Source organism: Flavobacterium sp. PLA-DH12 (assembly GCF_059511845.1).
This window is the reverse complement of record NZ_JCAMPD010000008.1, coordinates 84,267-105,997: the sequence shown is the minus strand read 5'-3', so window position 1 is coordinate 105,997 and position 21,731 is coordinate 84,267. Positions and strand designations below refer to the sequence as shown.

At 33.2% G+C, this 21,731-nt stretch carries 18 protein-coding genes and 1 pseudogene; 12 read left to right on the top strand and 7 right to left on the bottom strand.

Annotation, left to right across the window (positions count from 1 at the left end):
- Positions 1-22 precede the first annotated feature (22 nt).
- From AC5ZCW_RS16345 to AC5ZCW_RS16325, 5 genes are all read right to left on the bottom strand, one after another.
- Complete coding sequence (locus tag AC5ZCW_RS16345; RefSeq protein ID WP_496120854.1) at positions 23-457, bottom strand: DUF6146 family protein; 435 nt, start codon at positions 455-457, stop codon at positions 23-25.
- A 192-nt stretch (positions 458-649) separates the two neighbouring features.
- Positions 650-1,213: a DUF937 domain-containing protein gene (locus tag AC5ZCW_RS16340; RefSeq protein ID WP_343542055.1), complete on the bottom strand. Its 564-nt coding sequence runs from the start codon at positions 1,211-1,213 to the stop codon at positions 650-652.
- A 102-nt stretch (positions 1,214-1,315) separates the two neighbouring features.
- Positions 1,316-2,266 carry a D-2-hydroxyacid dehydrogenase gene (locus AC5ZCW_RS16335; RefSeq protein ID WP_281631972.1) on the bottom strand — a complete coding sequence of 317 codons (951 nt, stop codon included), beginning with the start codon at positions 2,264-2,266 and terminating at the stop codon, positions 1,316-1,318.
- A gap of 96 nt (positions 2,267-2,362) precedes the next feature.
- Positions 2,363-3,433 carry a 3-phosphoserine/phosphohydroxythreonine transaminase gene (gene serC / locus AC5ZCW_RS16330; protein ID WP_281631973.1) on the bottom strand — a complete coding sequence of 357 codons (1,071 nt, stop codon included), beginning with the start codon at positions 3,431-3,433 and terminating at the stop codon, positions 2,363-2,365.
- Between the two features lie 93 nt (positions 3,434-3,526).
- Positions 3,527-4,594, bottom strand: a complete 1,068-nt coding sequence (locus AC5ZCW_RS16325; RefSeq protein ID WP_496120853.1) for an acyl-CoA reductase — start codon at positions 4,592-4,594, stop codon at positions 3,527-3,529.
- A gap of 181 nt (positions 4,595-4,775) precedes the next feature.
- Here AC5ZCW_RS16325 and AC5ZCW_RS16320 point away from each other — a divergent pair, with 181 nt between their 5' ends.
- From AC5ZCW_RS16320 to AC5ZCW_RS16270, 11 genes are all read left to right on the top strand, one after another.
- Complete coding sequence (locus AC5ZCW_RS16320) at positions 4,776-5,126, top strand: 4Fe-4S dicluster domain-containing protein (protein ID WP_111366760.1); 351 nt, start codon at positions 4,776-4,778, stop codon at positions 5,124-5,126.
- Between the two features lie 171 nt (positions 5,127-5,297).
- Positions 5,298-6,461: a hypothetical protein gene (locus AC5ZCW_RS16315; RefSeq protein WP_496120852.1), complete on the top strand. Its 1,164-nt coding sequence runs from the start codon at positions 5,298-5,300 to the stop codon at positions 6,459-6,461.
- A gap of 257 nt (positions 6,462-6,718) precedes the next feature.
- Complete coding sequence (ychF, locus tag AC5ZCW_RS16310; RefSeq protein WP_012024533.1) at positions 6,719-7,813, top strand: redox-regulated ATPase YchF; 1,095 nt, start codon at positions 6,719-6,721, stop codon at positions 7,811-7,813.
- A gap of 369 nt (positions 7,814-8,182) precedes the next feature.
- Positions 8,183-8,860, top strand: coding sequence for a TIGR02117 family protein (locus AC5ZCW_RS16305; RefSeq protein ID WP_496120851.1), 678 nt, complete (start codon positions 8,183-8,185; stop codon positions 8,858-8,860).
- 7 nt (positions 8,861-8,867) lie between these two features.
- Positions 8,868-9,548: a hypothetical protein gene (locus AC5ZCW_RS16300; RefSeq protein ID WP_496120850.1), complete on the top strand. Its 681-nt coding sequence runs from the start codon at positions 8,868-8,870 to the stop codon at positions 9,546-9,548.
- A 90-nt stretch (positions 9,549-9,638) separates the two neighbouring features.
- Complete coding sequence (locus tag AC5ZCW_RS16295) at positions 9,639-10,553, top strand: YihY/virulence factor BrkB family protein (RefSeq protein WP_177210199.1); 915 nt, start codon at positions 9,639-9,641, stop codon at positions 10,551-10,553.
- Positions 10,554-10,668: 115 nt separating this feature from the next.
- Positions 10,669-11,193, top strand: a complete 525-nt coding sequence (locus tag AC5ZCW_RS16290; protein ID WP_496120849.1) for an NADPH-dependent FMN reductase — start codon at positions 10,669-10,671, stop codon at positions 11,191-11,193.
- Positions 11,194-12,174 (top strand): transglutaminase domain-containing protein, encoded by a 981-nt coding sequence (locus AC5ZCW_RS16285; RefSeq protein WP_496120848.1) that lies wholly within the window; start codon positions 11,194-11,196, stop codon positions 12,172-12,174.
- Positions 12,175-12,250: 76 nt separating this feature from the next.
- Positions 12,251-13,426: a nicotinate phosphoribosyltransferase gene (pncB, locus tag AC5ZCW_RS16280; RefSeq protein WP_496120847.1), complete on the top strand. Its 1,176-nt coding sequence runs from the start codon at positions 12,251-12,253 to the stop codon at positions 13,424-13,426.
- A 163-nt stretch (positions 13,427-13,589) separates the two neighbouring features.
- Positions 13,590-15,458: a DNA topoisomerase IV subunit B gene (locus AC5ZCW_RS16275; protein WP_496120846.1), complete on the top strand. Its 1,869-nt coding sequence runs from the start codon at positions 13,590-13,592 to the stop codon at positions 15,456-15,458.
- Between the two features lie 49 nt (positions 15,459-15,507).
- Positions 15,508-18,228, top strand: a complete 2,721-nt coding sequence (locus AC5ZCW_RS16270; RefSeq protein ID WP_343542027.1) for a DNA gyrase/topoisomerase IV subunit A — start codon at positions 15,508-15,510, stop codon at positions 18,226-18,228.
- A 51-nt stretch (positions 18,229-18,279) separates the two neighbouring features.
- On the opposite strand, the pseudogene AC5ZCW_RS16265 reads toward AC5ZCW_RS16270, so the two are convergent.
- Positions 18,280-19,248: pseudogene (locus AC5ZCW_RS16265) on the bottom strand (AAA family ATPase); the annotation flags it as partial.
- Between the two features lie 78 nt (positions 19,249-19,326).
- Here AC5ZCW_RS16265 and AC5ZCW_RS16260 point away from each other — a divergent pair.
- Positions 19,327-19,830 (top strand): hypothetical protein, encoded by a 504-nt coding sequence (locus AC5ZCW_RS16260; protein ID WP_496120845.1) that lies wholly within the window; start codon positions 19,327-19,329, stop codon positions 19,828-19,830.
- Between the two features lie 60 nt (positions 19,831-19,890).
- On the opposite strand, the gene AC5ZCW_RS16255 is transcribed toward AC5ZCW_RS16260, so the two are convergent.
- On the bottom strand, positions 19,891-21,675 hold the full coding sequence (locus AC5ZCW_RS16255) for a cytochrome-c peroxidase (RefSeq protein WP_496120844.1): 1,785 nt from the start codon (positions 21,673-21,675) through the stop codon (positions 19,891-19,893).
- Positions 21,676-21,731: the final 56 nt, after the last annotated feature.

Here is a 21,731-nt window from a genome sequence, read left to right as displayed (position 1 = left end):
TAATGATTACAAATATAGTGTATTATCTTGATGGAACATAACCCCAAAGCTTTTGTTTGTAAGTATTTTGAAAATAAATCATGTAATTGTAAATTAAGTAATTTACTTCGTAGCCATAATGAATATCTGGACGATAATCTATTGACATTTCATACAAATTTGGGTTATAACGCTGTGGCTGTAAAACGCGATTATTCCATTCTGTAACATATAAAATGTTTTTGTTTTCAAGATATTGTAATGAATGATAATTTCGAGGGTAGGCTCTAGAAACAAGCCAATTGCTAAATCCGTTGTCAATAATTATTACTTCGTATTCAAGAGAATCATTTGCAATTCTGACAGTATCACTTATTTTTTTTGCTGCGACATTATCCGTACTTGCAACCTTCTGAGAAGCAGAAGAACAAGCAATAATAGTAAGTAAAACAATTAATATGGAAATGCATTTTTTCATAGCCTAAATTTACGATATTTTTTTAGGTTCAGAAAGGCAAAGGTTCAAAGTAACAAAGGTTTAACATTCTTTTGAAGGTTCTAAGGTGCTAAGTTTCTAAGCTTTCTTTTTGGTTGTGTGCATAAAAGTAAAAAGCTGTTTGCTTCGCAAACAGCTTTAAAAACTTAGTATCTTAGAACCTTAGTGTCTTAACTATTTACTCCCAAACAATTTTCCAATAAAACCTGCAATTCCTCCTTTGCTTTTGGTAACTACAAGAACATCGGCAACATCAACTTTTCCGTCGTTATTTTGGTCGAGGCCAAATTGCATTCCGTATTTTGAGATGGTATCCATTATTCCAGAAGCTTGTCCGCTGTTTCCTGAAATGGAGTTTATAATATCTGAAATTTGAAAACTGTTATCGTTTGGGTCTTTTGCTTTATTTACTAAAGAGCCTAAAATCTGCGGAATTAAGTTGGAAGCAACTCCATTTGAATCGGCACTACTTAATCCGAATTTTTCTCCTAGATTTCCGCTCAATTGCTGCTGAATCTGTTGCACAACTGGATTACTGCTATCAATAGATGAGTTTCCATTGAATAAACCGGCAATTTGATCTGTGTTTCCTTCAGAAACAATCTTTTTTAAGCCTTCAAAAATAGAACTGCTTGTTTCGTTAATTACGGCTTCATTATGTTCATTTGGAACAGCAGAATTGTTTACAACTGCATCACCTCCATATTGCTGTACTAATTGGGTTAATTGTTCAAACATGATATTTAGGATTTAGATTAGAACTCAAATTTAAACAAAAAAAGAAAGGGATTTATTAAACTGTGTTAATAAATCCCTTCTAAGTAATTTAATTATAGTTAATTAGCTTAACAAAGTGATAATCTGTGATGCTAATTCTGTACCAATTCTGTCTTGTGCTTCTCCAGTTGCAGCTCCGATATGAGGAGTCAAAGAGATTTTAGAGTGCATTAAGATTGCCATTTCTGGTTTTGGCTCGCTTTCAAAAACGTCTAAACCAGCAAAAGCAACTTTTCCAGAATCTAAAGCTTTTACTAACGCTACTTCATCAATAACACCACCACGAGCACAGTTTACAATTCCAACACCATCTTTCAATATTTCAAATTCTTTCTCTCCAATGATGTATCCGTTTTGAGCAGGAACGTGTAATGTAATGAAATCTGATTCTTTAAATAAAGACTCTAAAGATTGAGAAACAATTTTAGTTGTAATTGACTGTCCGTCAAAAAACTCAACTTTTACATCAACTTCAGGAATAAAGCTATCAGCAGCGATAACTTTCATTCCTAAACCAAGAGCCATTTTTGCAGTAGCTTGTCCGATACGACCAATACCAACAATACCTAAAGTTTTTCCTCTTAATTCAGTTCCGTTTGCGTAAGCTTTTTTCAAACCATCAAAGTTTGAATCTCCTTCAAGAGGCATATTTCTGTTAGAATCATGCAAGAAACGAACACCAGAAAATAAGTGTCCAAAAACCAATTCAGCAACAGATTCTGAAGATGAAGCTGGAGTATTAATTACATGGATTCCTTTGCTTTTAGCATAATCCACATCGATATTGTCCATACCAACACCACCACGTCCGATGATTTTGATTCCAGGACAAGCATCGATAATATCTTTACGAACTTTAGTTGCACTACGAACTAAAATTACGTCAATGTTGTTTTCGTTTATATAGTTAGCTACTTGTTCTTGAGCTACTTTTGTAGTGATAACTTCAAAACCACCTTTTTCTAAGGCTAGAATTCCGCTTTTAGAAATTCCATCATTTGCTAATACTTTCATTGTATTTATTGTTTATTTGGTTAATCGTTTAATTATTTAATCGATAACCAAGCTATTTGATTTTTCTTTTTTGTAAACTGAGACTGAGACTGAAAACTAAACTTTAGATTCTAACGCTTTCATTACATCAACCAAAACCTGAACGCTTTCGATTGGCATAGCGTTGTAGATAGAGGCTCTGTAACCACCAACAGAACGGTGTCCTGGCAATCCAGAAATATTTGCAGCTTTCCATAAAGCGTCAAAAGTTTCAGTGTGATCAGGATTGTTCAATAAGAAAGTTACATTCATGTTAGAACGATCTTCTACTGCAGCAGCACCTTTGAATAATGGGTTTCTGTCGATTTCAGCATAAAGTAATTCAGCTTTTGCGTTGTTTAATTTTTCAACAGCAGCAATTCCGCCTTTTTCTTTAATCCATTGTAATGTTAAAAGAGAAACGTAAACAGCAAATACAGGCGGAGTATTGTACATACTTTCTCCTTTAATGTGTTTAGCATAATCTAGCATGCTTGGAATAGTTTTTCCGTTTTTGCCTAAGATTTCTTCTTTAACGACTACTAGAGTAGTTCCAGCAGGTCCCATATTTTTTTGAGCTCCAGCGTAGATTAAGTCAAATTTAGAAAAGTCTAATTCGCGTGAAAAAATATCAGAACTCATATCGCAAACTACAGGAACATTTGTTGCTGGAAATTCTTTCATTTGAGTTCCAAAGATGGTATTGTTACTTGTGCAGTGGAAATAATCAGCATCAGCTGGAATTTCGTAACCTTTTGGAACATAAGTATAATTGTCTTCTTTTGAAGAAGCTACGACAACAGTCTCACCGAAAAGTTTAGCTTCTTTGATCGCCGCAGTTGCCCACGTTCCAGAATCTAAATAAGCAGCTTTTCCGTTTTCTTTCATTAAGTTGTATGGTGCCATTAAGAATGCTGTGCTAGCACCACCTTGTAAAAATAAAGCCTGATAACCTTTTCCCTGAAGACCTAATAATTCTAAAGCAAGGGAACGAGCTTCCTCCATAACTGCCACGAAATCTTTGCTTCGGTGCGAGATTTCAAGGATAGATAACCCTGAATCATTAAAATTTAAAATTGCTTTTGATGCCTTCTCAAAAACTTCCTGAGGTAAAATACTTGGTCCTGCGCTGTAGTTGTGTTTTTTCATGGTTGTTGTTAATAGTCGAAAATTTTAAAGACGCAAATTTCGGCAATAAGAGCCGAAAAAGCGTTAAAATATTCGAAATAATTAAACAATTTATTACTTTGTTGTTAACAAAAACGTTATAGTATCGACATTGTCTGCGTAATCCCACAATTGCGGTTTTTGGGTTTCGCCAAATGCTGTACTATTTGCAATTAAATTAGTGCTAACAATACACTGAATTTGATCTGTGTCTTCCTGAAGGCGTTTTTCTAATTCTTCAAGATTTTCATAATATTCGTAAAAAACACTCGAAATAGGCGAAGCATAACTCGAATCTTCTTTTAAAGTCAAAAATCCGTTGTCTAATAATTTGAAATTACTCATTAAAAATACAGCTTTATTATAATCATAATTATTAGCGTATTTTTCATAATGAATAACATCTTGATATTTGAATATTGCCTGAAAAAATGCTTCAAAAGAATAGTCTTTCGGAATAAAAAGTTTAGAAACATTTCGGCATCCTAAACCAAAATATCTGAAAATATCTTCTCCAAGAGCTTCTAAATCTTCATTGGTTTCTTTTCCAGTCAAAATCGCGGCCGAATTTCTGTTTTTACGAATAATTGAAGGCTTATCTTTAAAATAATATTCAAAATAACGAGCAGTATTGTTGCTTCCGGTTGCAATTACGGCATCAAAGTTTTCAAGTTTTCCTTCTACGAAAGTGATTTTATCTTTGAAACTTTCATCAACAGCAATTAAATATTTAGCTAAAAATGGCAATAAATGCTCATCGTTTGATGAAGTTTTGATTAAAGCTTTGTTTCCTGTAATTAAAACCGATAAGAAATCATGAAAACCAACCAGTGGAATGTTTCCAGCTAAAATTAAAGCAACGGTTTTTGGCTTTTCATTATTTTCATCAATTTTATAAGCCGAAAGCCATTTGTCAATGTTTTCTTTTGTCAAAGCTTCAGCCCAAGATTGTATAGAGAAATAAACTTGTTCAGGAGTATACCATCCATTATGAGATTGCGATAAATGAATCAGGTTGTTGAAATCATCAAAAAAGATATCATTATATAAAACGTCAGATTTTTGCGCAGAAGCGTCTTCAGAAAACTGACTTAAAAATTTTCCTAATTCAACAAAAACACTTTTTTTTGTTTCTAATGTCATAATGTTTGTTTATGAATTGTTTTGATTGTAATTTTGCACAAAAATAAGCATAATTAAGTCGAAAGACAAAAAGTCCAAAGTCGAAAGTCCAAAGTTGAAAAGGCTTTTATCCTTTTTACTTTAATCCTTTCAAACTTTATGGCTTTAAACTTTATGACTTTTAAACTTTAAGACTAAAAAGATGGCAATTATTATAACTGACGAATGCATCAATTGTGGGGCTTGTGAACCAGAGTGCCCAAATACAGCAATATATGAAGGAGCAGATGATTGGAGATATAAAGACGGGACAAGTCTTTCTGGAAAAATAGTTTTACCTGACGGAACTGAAGTTGACGCTGATGATGCGCAAACTCCAATTTCTGATGAAATTTATTATATCGTACCAGGAAAATGTACAGAATGTAAAGGTTTTCACGATGAGCCGCAGTGTGCTGCTGTTTGTCCTGTTGACTGTTGTGTACCTGATGACAATCACGTTGAAGACGAAGAAACTTTATTAGAAAGACAAGCTTTTTTACATAACGAGTAAAAATTGCTATAGAAATAGTATAGAATCCTGAGCCGAAAAACTCAGGATTTTTTTTTTACCCTGATTTCAGGTATTTTAGAAAGTCAGTTTCTTGATAGTGAATGTTTTATTTTTAGACTATTGCTTAATTGTTAGAAAAATAATACTTTAGTTGAAAAAATAACAATGCCTATGAAGAAATTGCTACTTTTATTTATTGTTTTGCTCAGCTACGTAAGCGTTTTTGCACAAAAGGAAGAGTATTCTATTATTGTTAAGGATATAGAAACTTTGGAGCCAATACAAAATGCCACGGTTAAAATAATGAAAACCCAGCAGATTTTATTGAGCAATGAAGAAGGAAAAGTTACTTTTATGCTGACAGGAGGATCTAATGTTCAGGTTTCTGAAACTAATTATGAAGATTTAACTGTGCGATGGACTTCTTTAAATGGAGATCAAAAATTTGTTATTTATTTAAAGAGTAAAAACAATAAATTAGATGAAGTAGTTTTGTCTAAGGAATCTCCAGAAAAAATACTGCAGAAATTGGTTAACAATTCTACAAAGAAAATTAGTATTTCCCATAGACAGAAAGTATATGTTAGAGAATTTTTTATGCTCGACAATCAGTATACGTATTATAATGATGGATTGGTAAATTTTCAATTTGATAAAAATAATAATGCAACTACTTTATTGGTTGAGCAAAATCGCTCTTATGGACTATTAGAAACAGATGTAAGTGCTGATTTAAAAGGATATAATCTGAATAATATAATGGAGAATTATTTAAATTTTAAATACTTAGAGCCATTATTAGATCCAAAAGCCAAAAAGGAATATGATTTTACAACCAAAGGACATTCGAAAAACAAAAATTACTACATAATGTCGGTTGTTCCGCTGGATAAGGCCAAAGAAGCGATTGATAATTTCGAAATTATTTATGATCCTTTAAAAAAAATTATTGTAGAATATACTATTTCTGTTACTCCTGCGACTCTTGATAAAGTGGAAGAGAAGACAAAAGAAGGTGAAAAAAACATCACAAAATCGTTTGTCAAAGTAAATTACAGATGGGATGGAACCGATTATTATTTACTGAGTTCAAATGAGGAAATTGGTTATAATGTTGTTTTAAAAGATAAAACTAAAAATATACAAGTGAGAAATAGTTTTGTCACGACAGGTTTTAATAAGCAGAATTTTACTTATAATGAAAGTGACGTTTTTAAAGAAAAATCACTTTTCAATAAAAAGAATAAAATCTTAACGAATTACTGGGATATATCTGGTTTTACAGCTACCGATGAAGAAAAAGCAATCATCGCATCATTAGAGTTTAAATTGTAATTAAATAAATAGGAAAGAAAAATCCCGAACTTCATTTGTTCGGGATTTTCTTTTTTAAGAAATAACGTTAATCGATCAAGCAGAAAAAGAACTCTTTATCAAATTGCATTAATGTAAATATTTAATTCGCTAAAGAGTTATTAAATCTTATATTTGCAAAATTTTATTGCCGAAACGATTCATTTTGACAATAACCCAAAAAGCATATAACAGGTCTGAGTATTTAAAGGCCGATTAAAATAAATAGAAACAAACAGATGAAAGCAGGAATTGTAGGATTGCCAAATGTTGGAAAATCAACATTATTTAATTGTTTATCTAATGCAAAAGCGCAGAGTGCAAACTTTCCGTTTTGTACTATCGAACCTAATATTGGTGTTGTAAACGTTCCAGATCCAAGAATCAATAAATTGGAAGAATTGGTAAAACCAGAGCGCGTTCAAATGGCAACTGTAGATATCGTAGATATTGCAGGTTTGGTAAAAGGAGCAAGTAAAGGTGAAGGTCTTGGAAACCAGTTTTTAGGAAACATTAGAGAGTGTAATGCTATTATTCACGTTTTACGTTGTTTTGACAATGATAATATTGTACACGTTGACGGAAACGTAAATCCAATTCGTGATAAAGAAACTATCGATATTGAGTTGCAGTTAAAAGATCTAGAAACTGTTGAAAAGCGTTTAGAAAAAGTAAAACGTGCTGCAAAAACAGGAAATAAAGAAGCTCAGGCAGAAGAAGCTTTATTAAACAGAATTAGAGAAGCTCTTTTGCAGGCAAAATCTGCAAGAACAATTGTTCCTCAAAACAACGATGAAGAAGTTTTGATGGAAGCTTTCCAATTAATTACAGCAAAACCAGTTTTATATGTTTGTAATGTTGACGAAAGTTCTGCGGTAAACGGAAACAAATATGTAGATCAAGTTCGTGAATTAGTAAAAGATGAGGAGGCTGAAGTTATTGTACTTTCAGTAGGAGCAGAGGCAGATATCACGGAATTAGAAAGCTACGAAGAGCGTCAAGTTTTCTTAGAAGATATGGGATTAGAAGAGCCAGGAGCATCAGTTTTAATTCGTGCGGCTTACAAACTATTGAAACAGCAAACTTACTTTACAGCTGGTGTAAAAGAAGTTCGTGCTTGGACAATCAATATTGGAGCAACTGCTCCGCAAGCAGCTGGAGTTATCCATACCGACTTTGAAAAAGGATTTATCCGTGCAGAGGTGATTTCATACGATGATTACGTTCAATATGGTTCTGAAGCAAAAGCAAAAGAAGCTGGAAAATTCAGAGTTGAAGGAAAAGAATATATCGTAAAAGATGGTGATGTAATGCATTTCCGTTTTAACGTTTAATTTTTTTAGATAATAGAATAAAGAACAAAGAATAAAGACTAAAACTGCTGGAGAGATTCAGCAGTTTTTTTTATACCTAAAAGTTAATATTCACAAAGTATGTCATTTCGACGAAGGAGAAATCTTCGCAAGTAGCTCCGCTAGAAAATCACCAATCTTTGTCGAGTTTCTAGCGGAGATTTCTCCTTCGTCGAAATGACAAACCGTACTTTTGTGTTGTAGTTTTCAAAAAAAATCCATTTAAATCTGCGCTTTCGCGAAAGCGAATCTGTAAAATCTGCATTCCATTTTAGCAACAGGAAATTTTTGGCTCAAAAATTGGTTACAGAAAAAAATAACCAATTACTAATCTAAAATCGACCAATCAAAATGCTAAAAAAATCATTCAAAATCCTAGGCTGGATGCTTTTTGGAATCTTTAGTTTTCTTGCTTTGTATATTTCTTCTGTTTTAATTATTTCAAAAATTACAGTTAATTCAGATATTGCAAAAGTAGAAGAGCAAGATGCCGTTCCCATTTACATTCTTTCAAACGGAGTACATACCGATATTGTGGTTCCGATAAAAAATGAAATCAAAGACTGGCGAAACGAAATTCAGTTTAATCAAACTCAATCAAAAGATTCTTTAATGAATTATATTGCTTTTGGTTGGGGTGATAAGGGTTTTTATCTTGAAACTCCAGAATGGTCAGATTTAAAAGCAAGCACAGCTTTTAAAGCCGCTTTTGGAATCAGTTCATCTGCTGTACATGCTACATTTTTTAAGCAGTTAAGAGAAGGTGATGATTGTAAACGTATTTTAGTTTCTAAAGAGAATTATCAAAATTTAGTTAATTATATCTCCAATAGTTTTAGCAATCCAATTCATCCACAATGGATTGAAGGTCACAGCTACGGGCGAAAAGATGCTTTCTATGAAGCTAAAGGAAGTTATAGTCTTTTTTATACTTGCAATACTTGGGCAAATAATGCTTTAAAAGCAGCTAACCAAAAAGCAAGTTTATGGACGGTTTATGATAAAGGGATTTTCTGTCACTACAAATGATTCTGCTATGAAAAAGATAGTTTTAATTGTAGCAATACTAGCTGTAAGCATTTCTTGTAAAAAAGTAGACGCACCAGCAGAATGCGTAGAAGGATGTGCGACTTTTTATTTTGAAAAACCACAGCCTGACAATAATTCTGAGTTAGATCGTTTTCCGAGTAAATTTAGAGGATTGTATGTAAACAATGATTCAACTTTTATAAGAATTGAAGAAGATAGAATTCTAGAAGAATATTTTTGGAAGTTCAAAATTCATACGCTTAAATTAGATTCACTAAAGGCTGAATGCGATATTGTTGATGGCAAATTAGTGGTGAAGGAGACAAGATATACTTATGATATGCTACCAAAAGGCGATTCAATTGAATTAATTCAAAAAAGCATCGATACGTTGTTTAGGTTTTCTCTTTATGAAAAAGCAAAACGAATTGATGGACAATTAATTTTGAGTAAAAAAGATTCTATATTTTGGAAGGTTCGATTTGTTTCACTTGATAAAAACACACTCAAGTTTAAAAATCTGTACGATTTGAAAGATTTGAAAAAACTTGATTCTGTAACTAAAATAAAAGCAAAAAAGCTTGATTCTATTTCGTATTTGATGAAACCAGCAAGAAGCGAATTCAAAAAGATCTTTAAAATTAAACATTTAGGATACGATCAGGAATATAAAAAGGTCTCTAAATAAACATGGGAAAAATATAAAATTCGGCTAAAATCTGAGAAGTGCAACATTTTCATTAATGCTTAAATTTGAGTGAATATCAAAAATAAGCAAATGAAAAATCATAATATCTTTTCGAAAACTTGGTATTTATTAAAAACAACATTTTTAGAATTCAACGATGACAATGCGATAAAGTTAAGCGCGGCGTTATCTTATTATACCATTTTTGCTTTGCCTCCTTTGTTGATTATTATAATTACCATATGTGGCTTCTTTTTTGGGGAAGAGGCAGTCACAGGTCAATTATACGGTCAGATAAATCGATTGGTCGGGAATAATGCTGCTGTACAGATTCAGGAGGCAATCAAAAATGTTCAATTATCAGACAGTAATGTCTTTGTAACCGTGTTTGGAGTTGTGATGCTTTTAATTGGAGCATCAGGAGTTTTTGCCGAAATTCAGAGTTCAATTAATTACATCTGGGGACTTCGTGCAAAACCAAATAAAGGCTTGAAAAAATTTATTCAAAACAGATTAATGTCATTTTCGATGATCGTTTCTGTTGGATTTTTAATGCTGGTCAGTTTAATGCTCAATGCTACACTCGACGTTTTAAATGCCCGTTTAAAACTTTATTTTCCAGATACAACAATATACCTTTTTTATGTTGTAAATCTTGTGATTGTTTTTGCTAGTATCACATTGCTTTTTGCTATTATATTCCGAACTTTACCAGACGGTATTATCAAATGGAAAGATGCTTTTATAGGCGCTTCTTGCACTGCTATTCTATTTATGATAGGTAAATTTGCAATTGGACTGTACTTAGGAAATTCAACTGTTGCAAGTGTTTACGGGGCAGCGGGTTCTGTAATTATAATTTTGGTTTGGGTATATTATTCGGCTATTATTTTATATTTTGGAGCAGAATTTACAAAAGTTTATGCCAAAGCTTTCGGTGGAAGTATTTCGCCAAATGATTATTCTGTAGAAATACAAAAAGAGATTTTTGAAATAGAAAATTAATATTAAACCATATAAGTAATATAAGAAAATTTAAGTTTGTCTTCTTTAATTAAAAGGCAAAGTTTTTTAAATGAACCTATATTACTTAAATGGTTGAAAAAAACAAATACCACATATGAAAATAATAGCCTTTGGAGGAAGTAACAGTAAGCACTCAATCAATAAACGTTTAGCTACTTATGCATCAAGTTTGTTTGAAAATGCCGAAGTTGAAGTTTTAGATCTTAACGATTTTGCAATGCCAGTTTTTAGTGTAGATCTTGAAAAAGAAATAGGTCAACATGAAGTGGCGCAAGCATTCCTGAATAAACTTAAAGAAGCTGATATTCTGGTTATTTCAATGGCAGAAAATAACGGGAATTATTCGGTTGCTTTCAAAAATGTTTTCGATTGGAGTTCAAGAATCGAAAAAGACGTTTTTCAGCATAAGCCAATGTTATTATTGGCAACTTCTCCAGGAGGTAGAGGAGGTGCATCTGTTTTAGGAATTGCGCAGAATCTTTTCCCTCGTTACGGGGCAGAAATTAAAGGAAGTTTCTCATTGCCAGCATTTGGCTCGAATTTTGATTTACAAGAAAATAAAATCTCTAATCCAGAATTGGATCAGGAACTGAAAGATATTATTAAATCAAATTTTTAAATGCCACAAAAAAAGATTGCCCTTATTTTCTTTTTATTAAACATTATTTCTGTTCATTTTGCTTTTTCTCAGAAGATTAGCGAAGTTGATAAAATAGTTGCAAAATACCCAAAAAGCTTTGATAGCACAGAGAAATTAGCTGACAAAATCGAAAAAGATTTTGATTCGGATTATGATCGTGCGCGCGCTATTTATAGCTGGATTGCCTTCAATATAAGATACGATTACAATGCATATTTGAATCCGCCGAGAACACAAGGTTTCAGTTATTCTTCGGAAGCCGAAAAACAGCGAAAAATAAAACAACTGAATGATAATCTAATTCAGAAAGCTTTTAAATCTAAAAAAGCGGTTTGTGAAGGATTTACAGCTCTATATCAGCATTTAGCCTCTTTGATGGGAATTAAATGCGAAATTATTCGTGGCGATTCTAAGATTTCAGTGCGAGATATAGGTAGAAAAAACACTTCGTCCAATCATGCATGGAATATCGCTTTGATCGATAAAAAATGGCGCTTAATTGATGTGACTTGGGGACAAGGCTATTATGACAGCAGTAAAGGCAGAATGGTAAATGATTTTAATCCTGCTTATTTTGATACCGATCCAGATTATTTCTTTGCCAAACATTTTCCAGATTCTGGAACTTTTTTAGGTAATAGATTAAGTAAAGACGATTTTCTAAATGGTCCGTTAATTTACAATACAACAGTCGAAAAAGATTATAAAATTAAATCGCCCGATTCCGGAATAATTGAAGCTAGAAATGGGGATAAGATTACTGTTGAAATCAAAAATGTTTCAAAATCCAATCAGGTTTTTTATTTAAATAAAAAGAATCAGCCAGTAAAAGTTCAAAACCCGAAAGAAAAACGAGGAGGATTAGAATTCCAAATAGGCATTGATAACAATATTGGAGATTATATTACTGTTTTTGTTGACGGCAATAGTGTTGTTTCTTTCAAAATAACTTCAAAATAATCGATTAAGAAACCAGCAATTTTCATCTTTTCTGAAATTGGCGTATCTTAGCCAGAACGATCCGAATTTGAACACTATGGAAGCGACTTTTCTGAAATCAATCTTAGATAATGATTTCTATAAATTTACAATGCAGCATGCTGTAATTAAACTTTTTCCAAAAGCAAAAGTTCGTTACGGATTTATAAATCGAGGTAAACATGTCTTCCCAGAAGGATTTGCAGATTTACTTCGAAAATCTGTTGATGCATTATCTGAGCTTCGTTTAACAAAAGAAGAAAAAAGTTATTTAGCTCATTATTGTCCTTATCTTGATCCGACTTATTTAGATTTTCTTCAAGGTTATAGTTTTGATCCGTCTGAGGTTGAGATTAGTCAGGAAGGTTCAGAAATTTCAGTAACAGTAGAAGGTTATTGGTACAGGACTATTTTATGGGAAGTTCCTTTAATGGCGCTTATTTCGGAGCTTTTTTATAAATCAAATCATTTAATTCGTTTAAATGATGAAGCCATAAAAGAGCTTACAAAAGAGAAAATCGATAATTACAATAAATTAGGAGTTTCGATTTTAGAATTTGGCACTAGAAGACGTCATTCTTACGATGTTCATGATTTAGTCAATGAAACTTTAAGAGCCTACGGAGGAAACAGTTTTATTGGAACCAGTAATGTGCATTTTGCAATGGTTAACAACAGAAGGCCTTTAGGAACGCATGCTCACGAATGGTTTATGTTTCATGCCGCACAATATGGTTTTCAGGTCGCGAATTTTATAAGCCTGGAAAACTGGACGAAAGTGTACGGCGGTGATCTTGGAATCGCTTTAACGGATACTTATACTACAGAAATATTTTTCAACCAATTCGATAAAAAATATTCTAAGCTTTTTGATGGTGTTCGACATGATAGCGGCGATCCAATTGAGTTTGCCCAAAAAGTAATTGCTCATTATAATAAAATGGGAATCGATCCAAAATCAAAAGTTATTGTTTTTTCAGATTCTTTAAATTACGATAAAGTAAAAAAGATTGTCGATTTCTGTCAAGACAAAATAAAAATGTCATTTGGAATCGGAACAAATTTTACTAACGATGTTGGACTTCCTGCTATGAATATGGTTATAAAATTAACCGACACAAAACCTGATAATGTGCATTGGCAAGGAGTGGTAAAACTTTCTGACGAGAAAAACAAAAACACAGGAACGCCCGAAATGATTGCTCTGGCAAAAGAAGTGCTCGGAATCAAATAGTATTTTTTTTGACAAAAAAGCAGTTTTTTATAATTTTACGCCCCATTTTGTTTTAAAATCAATTTAAATAGATTTCAAACTGTTATTATTCATAACAAAAAGAAAATACGCTTTCATTTTTTACTAAGAAATGGTACATTAGCAAAAAATCCTAAATTCATATATGCTAGAGCAAAATCAATATACCGAAGATAATATTCGTTCACTTGATTGGAAAGAACATATCCGTATGCGTCCGGGAATGTATATCGGAAAACTTGGAGACGGTTCTTCTCCAGACGATGGTATTTATATTCTATTAAAAGAGGTTTTAGATAACTGTATCGATGAGTTCGTAATGGGCTCTGGAAAAACGATTGAGGTATCGATTAAAGACAAAACGGTTTCGGTTCGTGATTATGGACGTGGAATTCCGTTGGGGAAAGTGGTCGATGTAGTTTCGAAAATGAATACAGGAGGAAAGTATGATTCTAAAGCTTTTCAGAAATCAGTTGGTTTGAATGGTGTCGGAACAAAAGCAGTAAATGCGCTTTCTACTTATTTCCGTGTAGAATCGGTTCGTGATGATAAACAAAAAGCGGCAGAGTTTTCTGCTGGAAATTTAGTTTCAGAAGAAGATGTAATTGATACTACAAAACGTAAGGGAACAAAAGTTACTTTTACTCCAGACGAAACGATTTTCAAAAACTATAAATTCCGTTTAGAATACGTTATTAAAATGGTGAAAAACTATTGTTACTTAAACAATGGTTTGACTATTATTTTCAACGGAGAAAAATACTATTCAGAAAATGGGCTTCGTGATTTATTAGAAGAAACAATCAGCGAAGAAGATTTAGAATATCCAATTATCCACTTAAAAGAGCATGATATAGAAGTTGCGCTTACGCACAGTAAAACGCAATATAGCGAGGAATATCACTCTTTTGTCAACGGTCAGAATACAACACAAGGAGGAACGCACTTAGCCGCTTATCGTGAAGCTGTTGTAAAAACAATTCGTGAGTTTTACAATAAGAATTTCGAAGCATCAGATGTTCGTAAATCGATTGTAAGTGCGATTAGTATTAAAGTAATGGAACCGGTTTTTGAGTCGCAGACCAAAACAAAATTAGGTTCTACAGATATGGGTTCTGATGATGGAACACCAGCAGTTTCTGTTCGTACTTTCGTAAACGATTTTATCAAAACAAAGTTAGATAATTATCTTCATAAAAACCCAGCAACTGCTGAGGCTTTATTGCGTAAAATTCTTCAAGCAGAACGCGAGCGTAAAGAATTATCAGGAATTAGAAAACTAGCTACAGATCGCGCTAAAAAAGCGAATCTTCATAATAAAAAATTAAGAGATTGCAGAGCGCATCTTCCAGATACAAAAAACCCAAGAAACTTAGAAAGTACGCTTTTTATTACCGAGGGAGATTCGGCTTCTGGATCGATCACAAAGTCGCGTGACGTGAATACGCAAGCCGTTTTCAGTTTGCGTGGTAAGCCTTTGAATTCATACGGAATGACGAAGAAAATCGTGTATGAAAACGAAGAATTCAATTTACTGCAGGCAGCGCTTGATATCGAAGACGGATTAGAAAAATTACGTTACAATAATATCGTAATCGCAACCGATGCCGATGTCGATGGAATGCACATTCGATTGCTTTTGATTACGTTCTTTTTACAGTTTTTCCCAGAATTAATCAAAGAAGGGCATTTGTATATTTTACAAACACCACTTTTCAGGGTTCGAAACAAAAAAGAAACCATTTATTGTTATTCTGAAGAAGAAAGAAAAGACGCCATCGAAAAATTAAAACCAAAACCAGAAATCACCCGATTTAAAGGTTTAGGAGAGATTTCGCCAGATGAGTTTAAGAATTTTATTGGAGATACAATCCGCCTTGATCCAGTTATGATGGACAAGCATACTTCAATTGAACAGTTATTGTCTTTCTATATGGGTAAAAACACACCTGATAGACAAGATTTTATTATCAAAAACCTGAAGGTTGAGATTGATGAGCTAGAGGAGGTTTAAAAGAAAGAATTATAGAAGAATTTTTTAGTATTTATACTGAACAAAATATATGAAAGACGAAGAAGACGATAACATAATTCCAAACGACGACGAGAATAATCAAGATGAAAACCATATTGATGACAATCAAAATGGAGATGACGATGAGATTATCGATGTAGATGCGAAGCATTTCGAAGGACAGCATTTTTACGAAAATCAGGAAGAAGAAGGCGAGGACGTTATTACCAAAGTAACGGGCATGTACAAAGACTGGTTTTTGGATTATGCTTCATATGTAATTCTGGAACGAGCAGTTCCTGCTATCGAGGATGGATTTAAACCTGTTCAGCGTCGTATTATGCACTCTTTAAAAGAGCTGGACGATGGTCGTTATAACAAAGTTGCCAATGTTGTTGGTCACACCATGCAGTATCACCCACATGGAGATGCGAGTATTGGTGACGCCATGGTGCAGATTGGTCAGAAAGATTTATTGATTGACTGCCAGGGAAACTGGGGAAATATTTTAACAGGTGACGGAGCAGCTGCTTCGCGTTATATTGAGGCACGTTTATCCAAATTTGCTTTGGAGGTTTTATATTCTCCAAAAATTACCGATTGGGGTGTTTCGTATGATGGTCGTCGTGCAGAACCAAACAATCTCCCTGTAAAATTCCCATTGCTTTTAGCACAAGGAGCAGAAGGTATTGCAGTTGGACTTTCTACAAAAGTATTGCCTCATAACTTCAATGAATTGATTGATGCTTCGATCAAGATTTTAAAAGGAAAATCGTTTACGCTTTATCCTGACTTTATGACTGCTGGTATTGCTGACGTGTCAAATTATCATGATGGAATGCGTGGCGGACGTGTGCGTGTGCGTGCTAAAATTTCGCAATTAGACAAAAATACGTTGGTGATTACACAGATTCCGTTTTCGACCAATACATCGAGTTTAATTGACAGTATTTTGAAAGCCAATGAAAAAGGTAAAATCAAAATCAAGAAAATTGAAGACAATACTGCTGCAGATGTTGAGATTTTAATTCATCTTTTCCCAGGTGTTTCACCAGATAAAACAATTGATGCATTATTTGCTTTTACAGCCTGTGAAACTTCTGTAGCGCCTTTAGGATGTGTTATTGAAGATAACAAGCCATTATTTATTGGGGTTTCTGAAATGTTGAAAATTTCAACGCACAGAACAGTCGATTTGCTTCGTCAGGAATTAGAAATTCAATTAGAAGAATTAAAAAATAAGTGGCATTTTTCTACTTTGGAGAAAATATTCATACGTGAAGAAATGTATATCGACTTCAAACTTTATGGAGACAGAGAATCACTTTACAAATATTTGTATGACCGTTTTGAGCCTTTCAAGAAATCATTCGTTAGAGAAATCAATGATGATGATTTACAGCGTTTGACTCAAATCCCGATGATTCGTATTACACGTTTCGACTCTGATAAAGCTGATGATTTAATCGCTAAGTTGGAAGATGAAATGAAAGAAGTGGAGCATAATCTGGAACATTTAACAGATTTTGCAATTGCCTACTTCACCAAATTAAAAGAGAAATACGGAAAAGGTCGTGAACGCCAAACAGAACTTCGTGTTTTTGATAACGTAGAAGCTACAAAGGTAGTTTTAAGAAACACAAAACTTTACGTAAACCGTGAAGAAGGTTTCGTAGGAACAAGTTTAAAGAAAGACGAATACGTAGGAGACTGTTCTGATATTGATGATGTTATCGTGTTTTTACGAGACGGAACATTAATGATTACCAAAGTAGATGCCAAAACATTTATTGGAAAAGACATTATACACGCCGCAGTTTTCGATAAAAACGATAAACGTACTATTTACAATATGATGTATCGTGATGGGAAATCTGGACCGTCATATATTAAACGTTTTAATGTTACGGGAGTAACGCGCGATAAAGCTTACGATTTAACTAACGGAACAAATGGTTCGCAAGTAGTTTATTTTTCACACAATCCAAATGGAGAAGCTGAGGTAGTTACTATTTTGCTTCGTCAGGTAGGAACGATTAAAAAACTGAAATTCGACATTGATTTTGCTAAACTGGCCATTAAAGGCCGTGGATCAAAAGGAAATTTGGTGACCAAATATCCAATTAAGAAAATCGAATTAAAAGAAAAAGGAATTTCAACTTTATTGCCAAGAAAAGTTTGGTTTGACGATACTGTAAAACGTTTGAATGTTGATGCAAGAGGTGAACTGTTAGGTGAATTCAAGCCAAGCGATAAAATTTTAGTAATCAGCCAAAGCGGTAAATTAAAAGTTATTATTCCAGAATTATCGACTCACTTTGAGGAAGATATGATTGTCCTAGAAAAATGGAAACCTAAAAAACCAATTTCTGCTATTTATTATGATGGTGAAAAAGAACGTTACTTCTTAAAACGTTTCCTTGTAGAAAATGAAGGAAAAGAAGAAAGTTTTATTACAGACCACCCAAATTCACAGCTAGAGATCGTTTCTACGGATTATCGTCCAGTAGCGCAATTGGTTTTTGCCAAAGTCAAAGGTGTTCAAAAAGACGATTTGCATATTGATGTAGAAGACTTTATAGCCGTAAAAGGTTTCAAAGCTCTTGGGAATCAATTGACAACTGATAAATTAAGGCAGGTTAACTTGTTAGATCCGCTTCCTTATGAAGAGCCAGTCGAAGAAGTTCCTGAAAAACCAGAAATTCCAGAAGATGATTCTGTGGAGACAGAATTAGATGACGACGGCCAAATAGGCTTGGTTTTAGAATAAAAAAAAGAAACGCTAAGATTAATTTCTTAGCGTTTTTTTTATAGAGTTAAATTAATTCTCAATCACGACAGATTCTGCTATAATCCATTTCACTTCGTTGTTTTCAATAATTACTGATATATTGTCGTTGTCTTTAACTTCTCCAGAGATAATCTTTTTAGCTAGAGGCCTTCTTAAATGTGTCCTAATGATGTTTTTGATAGGTCTTGCACCATATTTAGCATTATAACCGTTTTCAGCCAAATACAGTTTGGTTTCAAAAGGAATTTCTACTGTGATTTTACTATTGTTTAATAAATCAATGAATTCTTTTTTAAGGTGAATCTCAAATATTTTTAGTGCATTTTCTTTATTAATTGGAGCAAAGGGTACGATTTCGGTCAATCGCCCTAAAAATTCGGGCCTGAAGTAATTTGCCATAATTTCCATTAAAGAACTAGAAGTTGGAATCTCACCATTATTAAATGTATTGACGATATGATCTGCGCCAATATTTGACGTAAAAAGAATTATGGCATTGGAGAAATCTCCTTCTTTGCCTAATCGATCGTGCAGTTTTCCTTCATCCATGATTTGAAGAAATACATCAAAAACTGAAGGATGTGCTTTTTCAATTTCGTCAAATAAAACAATAGAATATGGTTTTTGTCTAATCTTGTTTACTAATAACCCACCTTCTTCGTAACCAACGTAGCCAGGAGGAGCGCCGTATAATAAAGCTGCCGAATGCTCTTCTTTAAATTCAGACATATCAAAACGAATAATAGCGTTTTCATCCTGAAAAAGAAATTCAGCTAATGACTTGGCCAATTCTGTTTTTCCTGTTCCTGTTGGGCCTAAGAAAAAGAAAGAAGCAATTGGCTGGCCTGCTTTGCTAAGCCCCGAACGTGATTCTAAAATAGATCCAGCAACAGTCTCAATGCAATGATCTTGACCGATTACCCTGTGGCCTAAAACTTCTTCAATAGTATTTAGTTTTTGTTTTTCTTCTTCTTTGAGTTTTCCTGCGGGAATTCCTGTGAAATAAATCAGCTTTTAGCTTCTGTGGAACAGCAGGCCAGAGAAAGTAGTTTTTCTAAAAATAATGATCCTTATCTCATGATTAAACCAAAAATTGATGAATCTATAGGAAAGTCATTTGGAATACATTATTGGTCTACTTGTGCAGAAGAAGGAAATGATATCAAAGTAGGGACTGTTTTAGAATCTAAAGAAGATTTAGTGTTTGTAAGTAAAGAGGCAGTATTGGTTACCAATACAGTTGGCGGTATGAACAAGCAAAATAATAAAGATCGTATTTTAGCTTATCGAAATGCTTTACTGACTCGTGGCAGAATTGTAACATTTGCAGATATAAAAGCATTTGGATTTAATCATTTTAAAAGCTGTGTAACAGATATTAGAATAGAAAAAGGAACACGAAAAGAAATTTCTGTAAAAGCAGGTTTTAGCAGAACAGTAGATATTTATCTAAAAATTGATGCAACAGAAAGAAACTATTTATCCGCTACAGAATGGGATTATTTGTCTGAAAGTTTTATAAAGAACTTAAAAAATAGGTCATCAAATGTTTTTCCTTATCGTCTTTTCATAGAAGAATAAAACAAAAACGCCGAAAAATTACTTTTCGGCGTTTTGCTTAATTGGGGATTTATTTTGGTTTTACTGGTATTTCTTATCCGTTAGCGTTTTCATAAAAGCAACTAGAGCCTTTTCTTCTTTTATAGTCAAATTCAGTTTGTCAAAAGGAAGTGTTTGATTTTCTACTTCGTAGCCTAAACCAATTCCACCACCTTTATTGTAAAAAGAAACCACTTCTTCTAGGGTTTTAAAAACTCCGTTATGCATGTACGGAGCCGTAACCGCAGCATTTCTGACAGTTGGCGTTTTAAAAGCACCAATTAACTGAGGCATTTGATTGTAGATGTAACGGCCTTTATCTGGACTCAAAGATTTTCCTGAAGCTTCACTTGGAGTTCCGATAACTTCGTGTTCCGTTTTGGAATAACTTGGCGGAACTGTTCCGTTAAATAAGGGCGTAAAATGGCAAGTGGCACATTTTGCTTTTCCCATGAAAAGGTTCATTCCTTCAATTTCTTCATTGTTCAGAATGTTTTTATTTCCTCTCATGTATTCATCAAATCTAGAATCAAAAGCATTTAAGGAGCGCACATAACTCGCAATAGTATTTTGAATCTGCCACGCTTCTGGCTTTGATACTTTTGGATAAGCTTTTTTAAATAGTTTTACATATTCTTCATCCAGCTGAATTTTAGCATGAATATTTTCCATTGAGCCATGCATTTCATCTTTATTCTGAATTACATCCACACTTTGTTTTTCTAGATCCAACTGACGCATATCCCAAAATTGAGCATTCTGCAAAGAAGCATAGGTTAGAGTAGGAGTGTTTCTTGGTAAATTCATTCCAGTAAGTGAAACGTTTGTTTTTAATCCATCAGTAAAAGCTTTTTCAGGATTATGACAAGTTGCACAACTTCGGTCATTGTTTTTTGAAAGACTTTTGTCATAAAACAATTTTTCGCCTAGAATAGCTTTTTCTTTCGTAAAATTATATTCTTTAGAAAGCACAAAAGCATTTACATCAAAAGCGTCTTTATCAAATAAAGTTTCAATTGTTGGTTTTAGCGGACTGCTTTTCTTTACATTTTTAATGTTTTCTTCTTTCTGAAAAGTTTTCAGTTTTTTCGAAATCGGATTTAGATATTCAGATATAAAAATAGCACGATTAAAAGCATTGAAATTATTATTTTCAGTGCAGTATTTTTGTGCACTTTTGGTCAACTCTTTTAATTCAGATACTGATTTATTACCAGCATCAATCTTTTCAAGCGTTTCTGGAATTGAGATTAAACTCTGGCCAGCTTCTGGAATTGAAGATTGCAAAATCGGACTATCAAAACCAGTTATTCCTAAAGCAATAACTCTAAAAACATTCTGCTGCATAGCATCTAAAACGTAATCATCACTAATGGTAATAACTTCAAAAGTGCTTTTGAGTTGTTTAATATTCGATTGAAAAATATTCAATTCTCTCGTTAAATCTTCTTTACTTTCAGGATTGTATTCAGGATAAATCATTTCTTCCATAACTTGAAAACCATGGGGTTCAAAAGATCTGTTTTCTTCCAATTCCATTTCGTCAAGAGCAGGACCGTTCATAAATCTACCAGTTTCAGGAATAAAATATTCAATTGCCCATTCGACTTTTTTGTATGCTAGACGTGACTTTTTAAATTGTGCTACAATTTCTTTTTGTGAAGAATTGCTGGTTACAAGTTTTTGAAATTGTGAAATTTCATTACTAAGTTTATTTAGGTCTATAAGTAATTCTTGTTTGACCGTTGGTTTTGAGGCTTCGCTTTCTTTGCATGAACAGAAAAAAGAAAGCAGTATAAATAGAAAAGTAAAATATTTTAATTTCATAGTGGAGTTGTAATAGAAACAACCCTTATCGAAAAATAAGGGTTGTTAATAGATTT